An 18,015-nucleotide genomic window follows, 5' to 3' on the forward strand; every position below is an offset into this window, starting at 1 on the left:
TCTAGAACTTAATTTAAAAATTAAAATGAAAAATCTTAAAAATGTAATTTACCTATTATTTGGGCTATTGGCTTTGGTATCATCTTGTGAAGATATTGAAGAAAATGACTGTCTGCAATTATCTTTTACACAAGATGGAAAAGAACTGTTTGCAGATTTTGATGGAATCAATGACCTCGACGTATACGAATGGTTTGTTGATGATCAATTAGTGGAAACCGAAAGTCTTCAAAACGAAAGAGATAATAAGCTCGATCTTAGTTCCTATAATCCCGGAACATATACCGTATGTATAAAAGCTGAAACAGAAACTTGTCCGGAGGGCGTAGAATTCTGTAAAGAAATCACAATTGAAGAACCTGACGGGAATGAGGACTGTCCTTCACTTGCTTTTACCGTAGAAGGTGGAGTAGCTACAGCCAGTTTTGAAGGTATTGATGAAATCGATGTTTATGAGTGGTTTGTAGACGGGCAAGTAGTAGAAACCGAAAGCAATCAAAATCAGGATAGAGATAATAAACTGGATTTGAGTACATACAACCCAGGTGAATATAATGTATGTATTAAGTTCGAATCCCCAGAATGTCCACAGGGTGTCGAATTTTGTAAAGTTGTGGTGATAGAAGACGATAATACAGGAGGAGATAATTGTCCGGATTTATCTTTTATAGAAGAAGGAACCCTTCTTTTTGCAAGCTTCCCTGGGATTGATCAATTAGACGTTTACGAGTGGTTTGTAGATGGTCAATTGGTAGAGACCGAAGATCTTCAAAGCCAGGATAGAGATGATATGCTGGATTTAGGATCCTACAATCCTGGAACATACAAAGTATGTATTAAAGCAGAAACCAATGAGTGCGCTCAAGGCACAGAATTTTGCTTAGAAGTGGTCATTCCTATGCCGCAACCAGTAGATTGTAACGCTTTTAATATCATATACGCTTCTAGTGGAAATAGAGAATTTGTGGCTCGTAATCCTGTTGTTCCTCTTGTAGATCCAAGTACTGTGGTTTGGACTATTGATGGTAATCAAGTGCCGTCTAATTCTCCTACGGGTAATTTTATCATTTTGGATGATCATCTTACTCAACCTGGTAAGTATGAAGTATGTTACAAAGGAGAATCACAAGATTGTGGTACTTTGGAAAAATGTATTGAAGTAGACTTTTTAGCGCTTTAGATTACCGTAATCTTAGCATTCATAAAGCCAAAATTTTAAAAGAGACAGCAAATTTGCTGTCTCTTTTTGTTATTGTAAAACACTGTTTTTCAATGCATTTATTCTTTGTTTTTGATTTTTTTTAGGGAAAATACCCTCACAGGGGGTAGGGTGTTTTTTTAAACAGGCGTTTCACTTATAGAGCGGTCGCAAAGCCATTCGAAACAAGTAACCCTAAAATTATTTACGATGAAAAAAATTAGTATTTGGTTGATAACAGTTTTTGCTATGATGTTAACATTTACTTCTTGTGAGGTAAATGAAGAATTTGAAACCTGCCCAGAAATTAATCTGGAAATCGAAAACGAACCAGGTAGCGCGGTGTACAGATTTATCGCCCAGCTAGATGAGTTAGAAGATATTCGATTTACTTGGACAATAGACGACGAAGAAATAGCAACAGGGAATATTGATAATATTATTGGTCAAATCTTAGATTATAGATTTGAACCAGGTAAACATACGGTTTGTGTAAAGGTGGCAAGTGACGATTGTCCGATACAAGTTTGTAAAGAAATAGATGTAGTAAGAGATGAAACTGATCCATGCCCAGATCTTTTCTTTGAGAGCAGAACCTACGAAAGACCATCTACTTATAAATTTATCGCTGATTTTGAAGGAATAGAGCGTTTGGATTATGGATGGTATATCAATGGAGAGTTGGTAGAAGATTCATCACCAAATGAGCGTAACTATTTAATCTGGGATTTTGAAGAGCCAGGAGTATACGAAGTATGTATTAAGACAGAAACTGACGAATGTCCAGAAGGAGCTTCTTATTGTAAAGAAATTAGAGTTGAAGAATCTGATTTGGCTTGTCCTGAAGTATTCTTTAGAAAAGAAATGGAGCCAGGTACTGATGGAACCTATGTTTTTGAAGCAGTGATCGAAGGTACAGATGAGGTGAGTGAAATCCTATGGTATGTAAACGATCAGCAAGTAGAGAACGCTACAGATCAACAAGAAGGATCTAGAGTATTGGTACAGGAATTCGGACCAGGAGTATACGAAGTATGTTTAAAAGTAACTACTCCAGATTGTCCTGATGGCGTAGTGTACTGTAAAGAAATTAGAGTAGGGCAAACCTGTCCAGAATTAACTTTCGAAGCTGAAAGAGATGGTGATAATCTTGCGTATTACTTCTATCCAAGATACTTTGATGGTATCGAAGAAACTCCAATAACCTGGTCAGTAAATCAGGATTTTGTGGGAACAACACAAGGACACGATGAACCATTTTACTTCCAGTTTGCACCAGGTAGATATGAAGTTTGTATGCTAATAGAGACCGAAGATTGTCCAGAAGGAGTTTCTTTCTGTAAAGTGATCGAAATCGATTATGACTGTCCAGAGCTATTCTTCGAAATGGAGCAAGAAGGAGACACACCAGGATATAACTTCTATGCAAGTTTTGACAGAATGCAAGACACCTCTTATGAGTGGACGATTAATGGAGAAGTAGTTGACAGAGAAATCGTGGATAGTAACGAAGAAAAAGATGACTATCTGTATTATCAGTTTGGAGCAGGTACTTACGAGATTTGTATTATTGCCGAGACACCAAACTGTCCGCAAGGAGTAAGATATTGTAAAACATTAGTAATAGAATAAAGAAATTTAAAATTAAACGTCGATAAGATAGGTTTAGTTTAGGTTAGATTAATTAGGTTGATCCCCAGGAGAACGGCAACTTCTTCTGGGGATTTTTTTTATGGTAAAACAATACGAACTTCAACTAATACCTTGTTGAATAGCTGACGTTTTTTATATTGTAAACAAAATTTTATACTTTCAGGGTATATAAGTGATAGGAGCAAGGGGGTAGGGTAAATGATTTTCAAAGCGTTATATCTATATAAGACACTTTTATTTTGAAGATAATCAAGACATATTTCAAAACATTGGCGCTGGTATTTTTAGTATTAGCGAGCTCATGTGTAGATGATGATTCCTTTTTTCCCGAAGAAAGAGGGGAGATTACATCCTCTATTGCTTTGGTGACATTACTTAACCAATTGGTAAGTACACCAGGAGTTTCTGAAGATAATTTATGTTTCTCATTTCAGTATCCTATTGTTCTGGGATTCAATAACGATTCGAGTATTCGTATCAACGATTTTCAAGGATTAGTAGACGCCATCTCAGGTCAAAGTGGAAATTTTAATATCACTGGATTAGCATTCCCGGTAACCATTCAATTTGGAACGAGTACAAGCCCTGTCACTATCCAAAATGAAGCTGGCTTAATCGAAGTATTAAGAGAGTGCGAATTGGGAACCTTTAGAGATGAATTTAATGCGTTGTTTAGGCAATGTTTCAAATTTGATTATCCAATTACGGTAATCAATAGCCAAAATGCAGAAGTAACTATAGAAAATCAGGAAGCTTTTGTAGGATTCCTTATGGATCAGGGAGGTACTTATCAACCTAATTTCAAGTTTCCAATTAATGTGTTAGTAGGGTCTGATTTGGTCTCCGAAACGGTTTCTTCTTATTTTGAGTTTTATAGCATCATTAATAATTGCGTGGGGTGTCCCAATATTCGTTTTGAAATTCGGTCGGTTTCTGATACGTTGTATGAAATCGTTACTAATTTCGAAATTCTTGACAATTTTCAAGTTTCGCTAAAAATTGATGGACAAGTATCCAATGCGGTTCTGGATGGAAATATATTCAGACAAGAATTCACACCAGGAACTTATGAAGTTTGTGTAAAAGTGGTGTCTTCAGATTGCCCAGAAGGGAAAGAGGTTTGTCAAACCCTTGTGGTAGAAAGCAGATGTCCTAATCTTGGATTTACTTTTGAGCAAGAGCAGGGAACTTTTCAGTATAACTTCACTGCAAATTTCGAGGGGATCAACGATACCCAATACAACTGGGTGGTTGATGATCAGGTGATCGAAGAAAATGATGGAGGAGCCCAAGGTGATAATAATTTTGTGTTTCAATTTACTCCGGGAGCACATCGGGTGTGTATTGCTACAGAGACACCATTGTGTCCGCAGGGAACAGAATTTTGCCAGGACATTATCGTATGTCCAGAATTGTTCTTTACCGCAGAACAACAAGGAAACACAAATACCTATATATTCAATGCGGATTTCTTAGGAATAGAACAAGTTACCTACCAATGGACTATCGATGGAGAACCTCAGGAGACCGATGGAGGAGTAGCCGGTGATAATACATTTACATTTCAGTTTACACCAGGTACTTATGAAGTATGTATTGAGAGTGAAATCGCAGGATGCGAACCCGCTCCAAAGTTTTGTGTAACTGTAACCGTGCCCTAAAACACTTAGATTTTCATAAAATCCAAATCCTATAATTCCTGTTATGGTAATGTAAGGAAGTAATAATTCTCAATCTCATAATTTTTGTTCAGAACCCTATAAACACTGGATTCTTGTTATGGTTTTCGATACCTTTGTAGTAGGAAAAACAAAGAAATTATGAGATATCACACCAGAAAAGTTGTAAAGCCTGGAGACTTAAACCCTAATGAAACCTTATTTGGAGGTCGATTACTGGAATGGATAGACGAAGAGGCAGCATTATATGGAGTAATACAGCTAGAGAATAAAAGGGTAGTCACCAAATTTATGTCAGAAATCAACTTTGTGAGCTCTGCAGTACAAGGAGATATAATAGAAATAGGTATGGATGTGGTAAAATTTGGAAATACCTCTTTGGTATTAAAATGTACGGTCCGTAATAAGTTGACCAGGAAGACCATTATCAACGTGGAAAATATTACATTGGTGAATTTGGATGAAAATGGCAGGCCTACGCCTCATGGTAAAACTAAAATAGAGTATGTAAAAGATCGATTAGCGCAAGACTAGTTTTTGGATCAGCTCTCTACCTAACTCTTCATTAAGATTGGTGATTATTTTTTGAGTACCATAGCTCAATTCTTCTCGTAATACAGATGAGTTTAATTGTACGAACAAGGTATTACGCTCTAACTTTATATTTTGAGTATAATTCATAATAGCAGGTCCCATAACTTTTGCCCATACTTCTTTAGCATTAACTTTGTCTAACCCTTTTTGTAAGTTGTTGTCGGTAACAAAGTTTTCTAAAACCTCTTTCAAGCTTTGATGTTCACGATTCCTTTTTGCCATTATAATTCAATCTTTTGATAGCGTTTATAAAAGTACATATTTCCGGCTTCATTCTTGATGATGATCTGGTTTTCTTTGGCAGAAATTACAGTTTCTCTCCAGGAGTCGAGAGGAGTGGTGTAATACATTCTTAAACTATCATTCTCGATTTTTACCACAAACGTTTCACTATCTCGAGTTACAATGAAATTCCCATCTATTTTGGGTTGTACTTTTTTTCGAGTTCCTATAGTATCTTTTAATTCAAAAAAGTCAATGCTTTGGTTGAAATTGTACTCTTTTTCTTCACCTGTAGATAGCACTACACGATCAATTTCCCAATACCCGTTGATATGCTTTTTAAAACTATTAGGATCCACTTTTGTACAAGCAGTACATAAAGCCAGTAGTAAGACAAAAAACAATTTTTTCATGATGTCTACAACTTAAAAATTTTATAACTCTGTGAAATCTTTTTAACCACCTCTTCTGTTCTGTCGGCATGCGTATCACTGATAAATAGCTGTCCAAAATTTTGGTCATCTACCAACTTAACGATATGCTCTACACGCTTTTCGTCTAGTTTATCAAAAATATCATCTAGTAAAAGAATTGGATTCACATTGCTTTGTTTTTTGATAAAATCAAATTGAGCTAATTTTAGTGCGATCAAAAAGGATTTTTGTTGGCCCTGGCTTCCAAATTTTTTGATAGGATAGCCTTCAATTTCAAAGGACAAATCATCTTTATGAACTCCAACGCTGGTATATTGTAATACGCGATCTTTTTCCAGATTTTGTTCTAATAAAACCAACAAACGATTTTGAGATAATTTACTTTGGTAGGTGAGCGAAATATTTTCTTTACCAGAACTTATGGCTTGATATCGATTAATAAAAATAGGAATAAAGGTATCCAGAAAGGCTACTCTTTTTTCATAGATTACATTTCCTAATTCATCCAATTGTTGATTGTAGATATCAAGTTGGGTGGCATCAAAGGTGTTATTGGCACTAAAATACTTAAGGAGTGAATTACGCTGCGAGACCAGTTTGGAGTACTTTAATAAGGTAGTCAAATAACCATGGTCGCTTTGTGATATGACTCCATCAATAAATTTACGTCGGGTATCACTTCCTTCGGTAATCAAATCCCTATCTGCCGGAGAAATAATGACTAATGGTAAAAAGCCAATGTGTTCACTAAAAGTATCATATACTTTTCCGTTGCGTTTAATGACTTTTTTTGTCCTCTTTTGGTACTTACAATAACTTTCTCTTCTCGTTCGTTCTTTTCATAGAGACCATCGATAACAAAAAAATCTGTGCCGTGTCTAATATTTTGACTCGTTACCGGATTAAAATAACTTTTCCCAAAGGAAAGGTGGTAAATGGCATCCAAAATATTGGTTTTGCCTACTCCATTGTTTCCTACGAGACAATTTATCTTGTGGTCAAATTCGAAATCAATCGATTCAAAATTCTTATAATTGAGTAAAGAAAGTGATTTTAAAAACATAAAACACTGATGATCAACAGATAGTGCTAGAAATAAGATTCGCAATTAATCGGTGCAAAATATTGAAAAATAATAAATACTTGTGCTTTTAATTATGAATAAAAATTTTATTTTTGCCCTTCATTAAAGAAAATTTATGGCAACTTACAAGAAACGCGGATACAAACCAAAAAATAAAGCGGAAGAAGTAGAACAGGTTGAAGAAAACTCAACAACAGCCGAAGTGTTTAACACCTTGGATGAAGGTGCTTCTAAAACTGAAGAATGGGTTGCAGCGAATCAAAAATACATTTTAGGTGGTGTAGGGCTTATTGCTTTGATAATTTTGGGTTATTTAGGATTTCAAAAGTTTATCCAGGAGCCAAAAGAACAAGAAGCAGCCAACGAGATGTTTCAGGCCCAACAATATTTTGACCTTGCAATAAATGGTAATTCTACAGTTCGTGACTCGATATACAATCTAGCTCTTAATGGAGGAGAGGGTAAATACGGATTTTTAGAAATCATAGATAATTACGGAGGTACAAAAGCGGCTAACCTTGCCAATTATTATGTTGGTTTTTCTTATTTGAATATGAATAAGTATCAGGAAGCGATCGATTATTTAGATAACTTCAAAAGCGATGATGAGATGTTAGGTCCATTGGCTTTGGGAGGTATTGGAGATGCTTTTGCTCAATTAAACCAACAAGATGAAGCTCTAGGATATTATGAAAAAGCAGCTTCTTCCAAAACTAATAATTTTACTACTCCAAAATTTTTATTGAAAGCTGCAATTACTGCAATCTCTCTCGGCAAGTCTGAGGCGGCGGTGCAGTATTTGGAAAGAATTAAAAATGAATTTCCTAAAAGCGTAGAAGCAAATCAAGCAGACGTACACTTAGGAAAAGCACGTGCAATGCAAAAATAGTCGTGATTGTGTAGTTAAGAGTGTAGTGATTGTATGAGTAACTCTTAACTCATGATCCTAAACGCTTAACGTAAACGAATGGCTACAGAAAATAAAAATTTATCACAATACGATAAAGCAACAATCCCAAACGCGAAAAACTTTCGGTTTGGGATTGTTGTTTCAGAATGGAACGAAAACATAACCCAAGGTCTTTTTCAGGGAGCTTTTGATGCATTTATTGATTGTGGTGCTATCAAAGAGAATATCGTGCGATGGAATGTTCCCGGAAGTTTTGAATTGATTTACGGTTGCAAAAAGATGCAAGAGTCCTTTGATATGCTGGATGCAATTATTGCTATAGGATCCGTGATTCAAGGAGAAACCAAACATTTCGATTTTGTTTGTGAGGGAGTTACGCAAGGGATAAAAGATTTAAATATCCAAAATGATATTCCTGTAATTTTCTGTGTACTTACCGATAATAATATGCAACAATCGATAGATAGATCTGGCGGAAAGCATGGTAATAAAGGGACAGAAGCGGCAATAGCGGCGATTAAAATGGCTCAACTAAGAAAAGATTCCAAATTCTACAAAGAATAATCTTCCGTTTAATTTCTTTATTTGGCACAAGTGTTGCTTGATGTTATTGTAATGCTAAAAGCTTTACATTACAATGCATTTTAAGTATATTTGAATACGTTATGGGAATTTTTAAGACAAGAAAAAATAAAAAGTTTAGTTACACGCCAAGGTATTGGGACGATAAAGGAGAAGGTAGTCCTTATCAAATCACACATAAGTTTGATGAATACCGAAGTACGATTGGTAAGACTGGAAACCTTAAGGATCGTTTCAAAAATGCCTGGAATGAACTAAGACATGACTCAGATAGAAGAATCAACAGAAGAGTTCTCGTTATTTTTATGATCTTACTTTTTGTATTCCTGTTTCTAATAGATTTTGATTTATCCATATTTACTGCAAGACGATAAATGTCTGATATCATACAACTATTACCAGATCACGTTGCTAATCAAATTGCTGCAGGAGAGGTGGTTCAGCGACCAGCTTCTGTAGTCAAAGAATTGTTAGAAAACGCGATCGATGCAAAAGCATCGTACATTAAACTAATTATAAAAGAAGCAGGTAAAACCTTAATCCAAGTTATTGATGATGGAGTAGGGATGAGCAATACTGATGCCAGATTGAGTTTTGAGCGACATGCTACTTCGAAAATCAAATCTGCAGAGGATTTGTTTCATTTGGATACCAAAGGATTCCGTGGTGAGGCGTTGGCATCTATTGCTGCGATAGCCCATGTAGAGCTTAAAACCAAGCAAGAAGGTGATGAGGTGGGTGCCGAAATCAAAATAGAAGGTAGTAAAATCTCTTCTCAGGAAGCATGTGTAACACCCAAAGGGACTTCGATATGCGTAAAAAACCTGTTTTATAACATTCCGGCGCGACGTAATTTTTTGAAATCAAATGCTGTAGAGTTACGTCATATAATCGATGAGTTTCATAGAGTGACCATGGCGCATCCGGATATTCGTTTTGATATGTATCATAACGGTAGTGAGATCTTCAATCTACCGGTTTCAAATTATCGACAACGCATAGTAAACATCTTTGGTGGTAAAACGAACGAAAAGTTGGTACCCATATCCGAAGAAACTGATTTAGTAACCATTAGTGGTTTTGTGGGGAAGCCAGAGTATGCCAAAAAAACTAGAGGAGAACAGTTTTTCTTTGTCAATCATCGATACATCAAAAGTCCATATTTGAACCATGCGGTAAATGCTGCTTTTGAAGGATTAGTAAAAGAAAAAACGCATCCCAGTTATTTCATTTATTTAGAAGTAAATCCGGAAACAGTAGATATCAATATCCATCCTACCAAAACAGAGATCAAGTTCGAAGATGAACATGCACTATACGCCATGTTGCGATCAACAATAAAGCATAGTTTGGGGCAATTTAATGTGGCTCCTGTATTAGATTTTGACAGGGATGCTACGATGGATACCCCTTATGAATATAAGAATAAGGCAGCTCAGGTTCCCAAAGTAGAGGTGGACCGTAATTTTAATCCGTTTAAAGAGAGTAGTTCTTCTTCAGGGGGTAGTCAATCTTCTGGGAAGTCTTCATTTTCATCATTTAAGAAAGAATCAGCAGGTAGCTGGGAGAATCTGTATGTAGGTTTAGAGTCTGAGGCCCCTATAACTTCATCTACGGATACCAAAACAGAAAAAGAAGAAGGTTTTTCTACTATAGAATTTGAAAGTGCTGAAGTAACTGGATCCCTGTTCGAAGATGATGAAAAAAAGGATTTGGTACATCAAAACACCTATCAATTACAAAAGAAATATATAGTTACCACCATCAAAAGTGGAATGGTGATTATACACCAACATCGAGCACATCAACGAATTTTGTACGAAGAATTACTTCGTAGTATTACCATGGCTAGCTCAGTAAGTCAACAATTGTTATTTCCGCTTAAGATTTCGTTGTCAAAAACAGAAATGGCACTTTTGGATACGGTAAAAGAGCAATTAGAAAATACTGGATTTGTTTTTGGCGACGACAATTTGGGAGAGCTGGAAATAACCGCAATTCCATCTGTAGTAGGAGAGAAAGAAGTGGGAACACTTTTGGAACAATTGATAAGTGATTTGGAGAATGATGTTCCGGATAGTGGATTTTCTCAAACCGATGCATTAGCAAAATCTATGGCAAAGAGTATAGCAGTAAGAACAGGTACAGAATTAGGTGCAGAACAAATACAGTATTTGGCGAATAGTCTTTTTGCTTGTACCGAGCCAACAATAACACCAGATAATAAGACGACTTTCATCACGTTTTCGGTAGATGAGATCGATAAGAAATTTTTTTAAATGGGGAGAATCACAGAAACAGTAAAAGTCTTACTGATAATTAATATCATTTTTTTTATCGGGTCTATCTCACTTGGTGATCATGCGTTTGAATGGTTAGCGTTGTGGTTTCCAAAAAATGATAATTTTCAGATTTGGCAGATTGTTACTCATATGTTTATGCATGCCGATGCAGGTCATATCTTCTTTAATATGTTTGCTTTATACATGTTTGGAAGCCATTTGGAAAATTCATTGGGACAACGAAAATTTTTATTCGTTTACTTTTTCTCAGGACTCGGTGCGGTTGGGTTCCAGATTCTTTTTACCTATTTTCAGTTCGCTCCGGGTTACCAGGCTTATTTAGAGGCAGGTTTCTCTTCAGCAGAAATAAATACATTCATACAAGAAACGGTTACATCCGGTCAGTACAAAGTTTATCCTAGTATTCAGCAAGAGGTTACCGAGAAAATGATTCGAGCTTATGTTACTCCTATGGTAGGAGCGTCGGGTGCAATTTTTGGAGTTTTGGCTGCTTTTGCGGTATTGTTTCCTAACTTGCCTTTGTATATTATATTTATACCAATACCTATTAAAGCTAAATATTTAATTGGAGGATATTTCTTATTAGATCTTTGGGGAGGGATTACAGGTCAAGCGATTTTAGGCCCTTCTAATGTTGCGCATTGGGCGCATATTGGAGGTGCGGTAATTGGGTTTATCACTATGTGGTATTGGAAAAAAATTCGTTTAATCAGAATCGTTGGTATTGATATGACGTCGACTAATTTTACATATCAGTTTAAGACTGCAAATATTATCATTAAGCTTATTGTCATTAATGTAGCCTTATTTCTTGTGGCTACCTTAGGTTCGTGGATCTTCAAAACCAGTGCTGGTGAGTTGATGAAATGGTTTGTATTGCCTGTAGAGCCTGGTTCTTTGATTATCCAGCTATGGAGCCTGTTGACCTATAGCTTTTTGCATTTTGGGTTTTGGCATATCTTCTGGAATATGTTGGTGTTGTATTGGTTTGGACAATATGTATTGAATTTATTTACCGAGAAACGCTTTCTCACCATATATCTGTTGGGCGCCATTTGTGGTGGGTTGTTGTTTGTATTAGCCTATAATGTATTTCCTGTGCTATCCGGTACTTTAGCTTATCTTATAGGAGCTTCTGCTGCAGTACGAGCGATTATGATTTTTATCGCCGCCTATACACCCAATGCAGAGGTAAGAATCATCTTTTTTAATGTGAAATTGTGGCAAATCGGGGTATTTGTAGTGCTTTCAGATCTTATTCAAATACCGACTTCAGGAAATGCTGGTGGACTTATAGCACATTTAGGCGGTGCGCTGTTTGGTTATATGTATGCCATTCAATTAAAAAAAGGAAATGATATTGGGCTTTGGTTTGAAAAAATAATGGATGGATTTGCTAATATGTTCACCCCCAAAAAGAAAAGCCCACTCAAAACTGTACACAAGTCAAAATCATATACAAAACCTAAACAAAGAACGAGTTCTTCTAAAAAGAAATACGTAAAAACCCCAAATCAAGAGCAAATTGATGCAATTCTTGATAAAATAAGCAAGAGTGGATACGATAGTTTAACCAAAGAAGAAAAGGATTTTTTATTTAAGGCAGGTAAGGAATAGGGGCTATCTATGAGGAAATTAGTAAATAAATTTATCTTTTTGATGAATTCTATAGCGGCGTTTGCGTTGTTGCTATCGTATTTATTGCCCTATGTTTCACCTAAAACTTTTCCCTTGCTATCGGTATTGAGTCTAGCAGTACCTATTTTGATTGTGGTCAATGTTATTTTTTTGATCTATTGGGTGGTGCTCTTAAATAAAAAAGCAATCCTATCTCTGGTAGTATTAGTATTGGGAATATCACATGTTACTTCCTTGTACAAAATAAGTGGTAAATCTACCGAAGATACAGCGGATGGTATTTCCTTATTGAGTTTTAATGTAAGGAGTTTTAATCGATTCTCATGGATTGATTCCAAAACTATCCCTCAGGATATTTCTGCCTTTATACGATCAGAAAGCCCTGATATTTTCTGTGCTCAGGAATATTATAACAACCCGGATACCGACTTTTCGCAATATCAGTATAAGTTCGAAGATTTTAACAATGATAATGGTGAGTTGGCGCTGGTTGTCTTTTCGAAGTATCCTATCGTTAATAAAGGATCGCTTCACTTTAAAAAAACGGCAAACAATGTTATCTTTTGTGATATCGCTATTCAAAAAGATACATTACGGATATATAATGTCCATTTACAATCCCACAAGATTAGTTCGAATACCAACCGAATTTCTCAGGAAGATTCGCAAAAGTTGTTGAAAAGAATCCAAATTTCGTTTGAACGTCAACAGGAACAGGTTGATGAACTTATTGAGCATATGCGTCAATCTCCTTATAGAAACATTGTAATGGGAGATTTTAATAACTCTGCATACTCTTATGTATATGATAAAATCGTGTCTGAGGGGCTTCAGGATACCTTTAAAGAAGCAGGGAAGGGGTTTGGTAAAACCTGGGAATTCGATCTTTTTCCTGTGCGTATAGATTTTATCTTGGTTCCAGAAGAATATGAAGTGTTAGAATTCAAAAATATCCATCAAGAACTATCCGATCATTATCCGATATTTTCTAGAGTACAATTGTAGGTATAGAGTATGGTCTCTTTCGGTTTCTTGTTAAGTCTATTGTTCTAGTTGTTTTTTACAAATCTTCCAATTGGGTCGCTTTGTCTTTCATCATTTTGTTTTCCCAATTTGTGGAAAAAGTGGCGTGTTTGTTTTTGGTCATTGCTCTCATTTTGTCAATAACTACCTTTTGAAGCTGCTCGGGGAGTGAATAGAACCTACTGCTAATTTTGGTCAATCTACCATCATAATCACTATTTTGATGTCTTACCGTAATTCTTTTTCCTTTGTGATAAATCATCATTTTCATACGGCCATCAGCATAGTCTTCTTGTCCTGTAGTACCATACACCAATATCAAATCGGCTAATCCATCATTATCAAAATCTTTAATTTCTGAGTAGTGATTCCAGAAGAAAATAGATGTTTCCCAATCATTGTCAGTTTCATCATTGATACTGGACTTCTTTTTTAGGCCATTGCCTTTTTTGGTCAAAATCAGTCCTTGTAATTTATCATAAAGGGTATCTCCTTCTTTATTGATTTCAGATTGATCTTGAGCAAGTGCTACATAATAAGATCCAGCTTCATCCTGATACGAATACGCCTGACGAATCGGATAGGTCACCTCATATTGACGCTTAATTCTTCGGGTAAAGATACTTGCGGTTTCTTGAGGAGTTAGTCTTTTTGCAAATTTAGGATCCAGGGAAAGCGTATCACTGTTTTTAAGGGCAATAGGAGTATAAGATTCCTCGGGAGTTGTTGTCTGTTCTGCTTCTTTTTTTGGCTCTTTAGATTGCTGTTTACAAGAGAATAATACTAGTGGTATTACCAATACAAGTAAAAATTTATTCATAGATAATAGATTTAGGTTAATGGGGCTTGTTGTACAAGTTTCGTTCTAAATATAATTAATATTTTACAAACGAACTGATATCCAATGTTTTTACATCATCCAGCAATCAATTTGATCTGTGATCATATGCCAAAGTAAAGCTATGCCTAATACTCGTGTTTTTGGAAATAGCAGCAGTATTGCATATCCCAAAAAAGCGATATAGCTATGCAAAGGATGGAAGTTAATACTGCATCGATTAGCCTTAAAGACAGGTATTGCCAGAAGATGATCCAAATCGACAAGCATAGAGAGTAGAAAAATGAGTGATAATTTTTTCCATTGCTTTGGAAAGAATATTAGAATCACTACTAGAGGAATAACAAGATGTAAACTATAATGAATAGCTGGGCGAATCATTTAAAAAATAGTCTGTTGCTCTAGATATGTCAAGGCATTAGTTCCTTCATTAAAAAGTAAGTCCAGTATCGAAAGATTAGAAATAAAACCGTGCTTCTCACTAAATACCTGGATGTAAGACTGTAGATCATACGATTTTTCTTTTTTGGCGACTACCAAGTTTCGTAAGTCTATACTATCTTCGGGTTGTTCTTGATACTTGGAAGTTTTCGAAAAAGGAGTATCTAACTGCAAGCAGTCCTGAAGCGCCTGAAAGCACTCATAATTAAAATCCAGTAAAAACTCTTTTCTTTTCTCAAAAAGAGGAGCAAATTCATCTTCATAGTATTCAAAAAAGGGAGAGGTTCTATATGCAGTCTCCAAGGATTTCCAATGTAAGGTCTGCCAACTAAAATCGTTTTCAATACGTACATCCCTGTATAATTGTCTTCCTGCTTTCCCAGTATGTTTTATAGGGATGGTTAAAAGTAGTTTTCCATTAGCTCCATAAATATAGGTGCGATTGCGGTAGGTTTGCTTTTGATAATTATCCTCATTTTCGAAAACAACCTCATCAGATTGTGCTATCGCAACATATTGTGTTATAGAGCCAAAATACGTAGGATGTAACAGAACTTTTTTCAATTTTTTGGTAGCTATTGTGAATTTCTAGTACGAACTTAGTTTCTGTATTGTTTAAGCTCCTTTCTTTCTTTTTCGATATTGATTGTAGATCATCCATCCTGCCAATAGAATCAAGAAATACTTGAAATAAGATACAGGTTCTCCGCTACCTCCAACTGTAGTAAACATACGATCCCATCTTATTTTGTTGAATAGTCCCTTGGCATTAGAATCCCAGCTAAACCATACAAAAACAGGTTTTCCTACGATGTGATTAGCAGGTACATAACCCCACACACGACTATCTTCACTATTATGACGATTGTCTCCCATCATCCAGTAGTAATCCTGTTTGAAAGTATAAGAATCCAAAGGTTTTCCGTTAAGTAACACTTGAGTTCCGTTTACAGAAAGTTTATTGTCAATACCCATTTCAGAACCTTCATATACTTCAATTATTCTGCGGTATAAGGAGAAACTCTTAAGGTCCATTTTTACTGTTTTACCTGCCTCCGGGATATAGATTGGACCAAAGTTGTCGTTATTCCAATTTACTTTTCCATTGTTAGGGAAAATACTTGGATCTTTTTGTCCTTTTGGAGCTACAGCTCTTTCAACGCTAGCTACGTTAGGATGGTTCTTAAACCTATTCGCAGCTTCAACAGTCATACCTTTAACATAAAAGCGTTGGTTGTCATATCCAAACTCTTGAGGGTTTTTTGCTTTAATTTTATAGCGATCATAAAGATTTTGTAAATTAAAACTATTCCCTTTGGTATTTCCGAGATATGAAAATTGCACTTGGGCACGTTCAGGTAACACATTTTTCTCTCCATTGATGTGTACATATCCGTCTACTACAGATAAAGAATCACCGGGTACGCCAACACAGCGTTTTACATAGTTGGATTTTTTATCAATTGGTTTGTAGTAGCTTTTCTTTGATTGATCTCTAAAAAAACGTACCGTATCAATTGGCCAACTGAAAACTACAATGTCATTGCGTTTTATCTTCTGAAAACCAGGAAGTCTGAAATATGGGTATTGCGGTTTGCTCGTATATGATTTTGTTCTTACCAAAGGTATGGTATCATGTACCATTGGAAAGGAGACTGCGGTCATAGGTGTGCGTGCTCCGTAGTGAAATTTACTAACGAATAAAAAATCACCTACTAACAGTGTTCTTTCCAAAGAGCCTGTAGGAATAGTATAAGGCTGCATAAAATACGTATGTACAATAGTAGCTGCAACTACGGCGAACAAAATAGAACTCACCCATTCTCCTGTCGAAGTTCTAGGTTTTAGGCTGCGGTCCTCAATATATTTTACGTCTAAAGCATAGTTTACATAAAAGATATAAAACCCCAGGGTCACCACAACTAAAACGGTATCTGTGGTCGAGTTTTTACCAAAACTTCTAATGGTTTCTACCCAAATCACAGGAAGCATAATCACATTGATTACGGGAATAAACAGCAAAATAACCCACCACCAAGGTCTATTGATGATTTTTGTTAAAACTACTGCATTATATATAGGAACAATAGCCTCCCAAGCTTTTCTGCCTGCTTTTGTGTATAATTTCCAGGTTCCCAAAAAGTGGATCACTTGAAGTACAAGGAAAAATATAAGCCATTCTGTGAGTGCCATAAGTATTTATTTTTTTAGTATATGTACCTTTTGTTGGTAAAGCGTTACATTTTTACAGACCTAAAACGTCTTTCATTCCAAAAATACCAGTTTTATCCTTTAGCCATTCTGCTGCAACTACTGCACCTAGAGCAAAACCATTTCGATTATGAGCAGTATGCGTAATTTCTATATCATCCACTTCAGAAGAATAAGTCACTGTGTGTGTGCCAGGAACCTGTTCTATTCTTTTGGCAACAATAGGAATAGTGTTCTGATCCCCTTCATCTAGTTGCCAACCTGTTTTATTGGAGTTGTCTATGATTCCTTCAGCTAGTGTGATGGCTGTTCCGCTGGGTGCATCTAGTTTTTGGGTATGGTGAATTTCCTCCATGTTGATAGAATATCCCTCTACAGGATTCATCATTTTTGCTAGTTTTTTATTAAGCTCGAAGAAAAGATTAACGCCCAAACTATAGTTAGAAGCGTAGATAAAAGCACCTTTTTTTCTTTGCATAAAGCCACCATTTCTTGATAATGATCTAACCAGCCTGTAGTTCCAGAAACCACGGGTACGCCAGCATCGAAGCAATTAGAAATATTATTCACGGCTGCCGTTGGGATACTGAAATCTATGGCTACATCTGCCTGAGATAAATCATAGTTGGTATCGTCTTTATCTACTTTTAGTACTATGGCATGGCCTCTTTCTGTTGCTATTTTCTCAATGGTTTTCCCCATTTTACCATATCCTAGTAATGCAATGTTCATGTGTTGTTGGTTATTATAAAAATGAAATGATCTTAAAAATTAAAATTTAAAGTAACTCCATAATTCGGAGTAAGATCAAATTCGTTAAAATTTATTCCTGGTTTTAGCGAAAGATCATCTGTGATATTATACTGTTGCAAATGCGCTGTAACGTTGGCATCAACAATATTTAATAAATAGGCGGCTACAGTTAGTAATAACGATAATTCCTGATCTCTTCTGAAACGTTCTTGTAGTGATATCAACTGCTCATTAGAGACTAGTATCTCTCCAGTTTGTTGGTTAATGAAACGATCATCGGTAAAGCCCGCTAGTCGCCTCTTGAAAATATCTCTAAAATCGTTGTAATTTCTATTGTTATCAAGATAGAAATAAATCCCTGTACCAATTGCAGCATATACAATGGGGATTTTCCAATATTTTTTGGTGTATGCCTGCCCCAAACCAGGGAGTACAGCCGAATAGAAAGCTGC

At 35.9% G+C, this 18,015-nt stretch carries 17 protein-coding genes and 2 pseudogenes; 10 read left to right on the plus strand and 9 right to left on the minus strand.

Translation table 11 applies throughout. The features are described from left to right. The first annotated feature begins 25 nt into the window (after positions 1-25). The 4 genes from AC0L3Q_RS07445 to AC0L3Q_RS07460 all read left to right on the plus strand — a co-directional run bounded on the left by AC0L3Q_RS07445 (position 26) and on the right by AC0L3Q_RS07460 (position 5,064). Positions 26-1,180, plus strand: a complete 1,155-nt coding sequence (locus AC0L3Q_RS07445) for a hypothetical protein (RefSeq protein ID WP_473285989.1) — start codon at positions 26-28, stop codon at positions 1,178-1,180. A 228-nt stretch (positions 1,181-1,408) separates the two neighbouring features. Continuing rightward, complete coding sequence (locus tag AC0L3Q_RS07450; protein WP_473285990.1) at positions 1,409-2,830, plus strand: hypothetical protein; 1,422 nt, start codon at positions 1,409-1,411, stop codon at positions 2,828-2,830. Positions 2,831-3,090: 260 nt separating this feature from the next. Continuing rightward, the gene (locus AC0L3Q_RS07455) at positions 3,091-4,512 is read left to right on the plus strand and encodes a hypothetical protein (protein WP_473285991.1); all 1,422 of its coding nucleotides are present in this window, start codon (positions 3,091-3,093) and stop codon (positions 4,510-4,512) included. Between the two features lie 159 nt (positions 4,513-4,671). After that, complete coding sequence (locus AC0L3Q_RS07460; RefSeq protein WP_473285992.1) at positions 4,672-5,064, plus strand: acyl-CoA thioesterase; 393 nt, start codon at positions 4,672-4,674, stop codon at positions 5,062-5,064. Here AC0L3Q_RS07460 and AC0L3Q_RS07465 read toward each other — a convergent pair. From AC0L3Q_RS07465 to recF, 3 genes and pseudogenes are all read right to left on the minus strand, one after another. Then, complete coding sequence (locus AC0L3Q_RS07465) at positions 5,050-5,346, minus strand: DciA family protein (protein WP_073315091.1); 297 nt, start codon at positions 5,344-5,346, stop codon at positions 5,050-5,052. The genes AC0L3Q_RS07460 and AC0L3Q_RS07465 overlap by 15 nt on opposite strands. Continuing rightward, entirely contained in the window at positions 5,346-5,759 is a 414-nt protein-coding gene (locus AC0L3Q_RS07470) for a lipocalin-like domain-containing protein (RefSeq protein WP_473285993.1), read from the minus strand. The genes AC0L3Q_RS07465 and AC0L3Q_RS07470 overlap by 1 nt, the downstream gene beginning before the upstream one ends. Positions 5,760-5,764: 5 nt before the next feature. Then, positions 5,765-6,843 (minus strand): annotated as a pseudogene (gene recF / locus AC0L3Q_RS07475) (DNA replication/repair protein RecF). Positions 6,844-6,979: 136 nt separating this feature from the next. On the opposite strand from recF, the gene AC0L3Q_RS07480 reads away from it, so the two are divergent. From AC0L3Q_RS07480 to AC0L3Q_RS07505, 6 genes are all read left to right on the plus strand, one after another. Further along, positions 6,980-7,753: a tetratricopeptide repeat protein gene (locus AC0L3Q_RS07480; RefSeq protein WP_473285994.1), complete on the plus strand. Its 774-nt coding sequence runs from the start codon at positions 6,980-6,982 to the stop codon at positions 7,751-7,753. A 78-nt stretch (positions 7,754-7,831) separates the two neighbouring features. Beyond that, positions 7,832-8,338, plus strand: coding sequence for a 6,7-dimethyl-8-ribityllumazine synthase (ribH, locus tag AC0L3Q_RS07485; protein WP_073315084.1), 507 nt, complete (start codon positions 7,832-7,834; stop codon positions 8,336-8,338). A 101-nt stretch (positions 8,339-8,439) separates the two neighbouring features. Beyond that, on the plus strand, positions 8,440-8,730 hold the full coding sequence (locus tag AC0L3Q_RS07490; protein WP_473285995.1) for a riboflavin synthase subunit beta: 291 nt from the start codon (positions 8,440-8,442) through the stop codon (positions 8,728-8,730). Further along, entirely contained in the window at positions 8,731-10,635 is a 1,905-nt protein-coding gene (gene mutL, locus AC0L3Q_RS07495) for a DNA mismatch repair endonuclease MutL (protein ID WP_473285996.1), read from the plus strand. Next, complete coding sequence (locus AC0L3Q_RS07500; RefSeq protein WP_473285997.1) at positions 10,636-12,276, plus strand: rhomboid family intramembrane serine protease; 1,641 nt, start codon at positions 10,636-10,638, stop codon at positions 12,274-12,276. A 42-nt stretch (positions 12,277-12,318) separates the two neighbouring features. Beyond that, entirely contained in the window at positions 12,319-13,302 is a 984-nt protein-coding gene (locus tag AC0L3Q_RS07505; RefSeq protein ID WP_473285998.1) for an endonuclease/exonuclease/phosphatase family protein, read from the plus strand. 55 nt (positions 13,303-13,357) lie between these two features. Here the strand turns inward: AC0L3Q_RS07505 and AC0L3Q_RS07510 are convergent, their stop codons facing one another. From AC0L3Q_RS07510 to AC0L3Q_RS07535, 6 genes and pseudogenes are all read right to left on the minus strand, one after another. Continuing rightward, positions 13,358-14,140 carry a M949_RS01915 family surface polysaccharide biosynthesis protein gene (locus tag AC0L3Q_RS07510; protein ID WP_473285999.1) on the minus strand — a complete coding sequence of 261 codons (783 nt, stop codon included), beginning with the start codon at positions 14,138-14,140 and terminating at the stop codon, positions 13,358-13,360. Positions 14,141-14,230: 90 nt separating this feature from the next. Next, a complete protein-coding gene (locus AC0L3Q_RS07515) occupies positions 14,231-14,539 on the minus strand; it encodes a DUF6122 family protein (RefSeq protein WP_473286000.1) in 309 nt (102 codons plus the stop codon). Beyond that, positions 14,540-15,163, minus strand: a complete 624-nt coding sequence (locus AC0L3Q_RS07520) for a WbqC family protein (protein WP_473286001.1) — start codon at positions 15,161-15,163, stop codon at positions 14,540-14,542. Between the two features lie 51 nt (positions 15,164-15,214). After that, the gene (lepB, locus tag AC0L3Q_RS07525; protein ID WP_473286002.1) at positions 15,215-16,792 is read right to left on the minus strand and encodes a signal peptidase I; all 1,578 of its coding nucleotides are present in this window, start codon (positions 16,790-16,792) and stop codon (positions 15,215-15,217) included. Between the two features lie 52 nt (positions 16,793-16,844). Next, positions 16,845-17,542: pseudogene (gene dapB, locus AC0L3Q_RS07530) on the minus strand (4-hydroxy-tetrahydrodipicolinate reductase). A 32-nt stretch (positions 17,543-17,574) separates the two neighbouring features. After that, positions 17,575-17,985: a DUF5683 domain-containing protein gene (locus tag AC0L3Q_RS07535; RefSeq protein WP_473286003.1), complete on the minus strand. Its 411-nt coding sequence runs from the start codon at positions 17,983-17,985 to the stop codon at positions 17,575-17,577. Positions 17,986-18,015: the final 30 nt, after the last annotated feature.

The sequence above is a fragment of the Aquimarina sp. KJ22-3 genome (assembly GCF_055808215.1).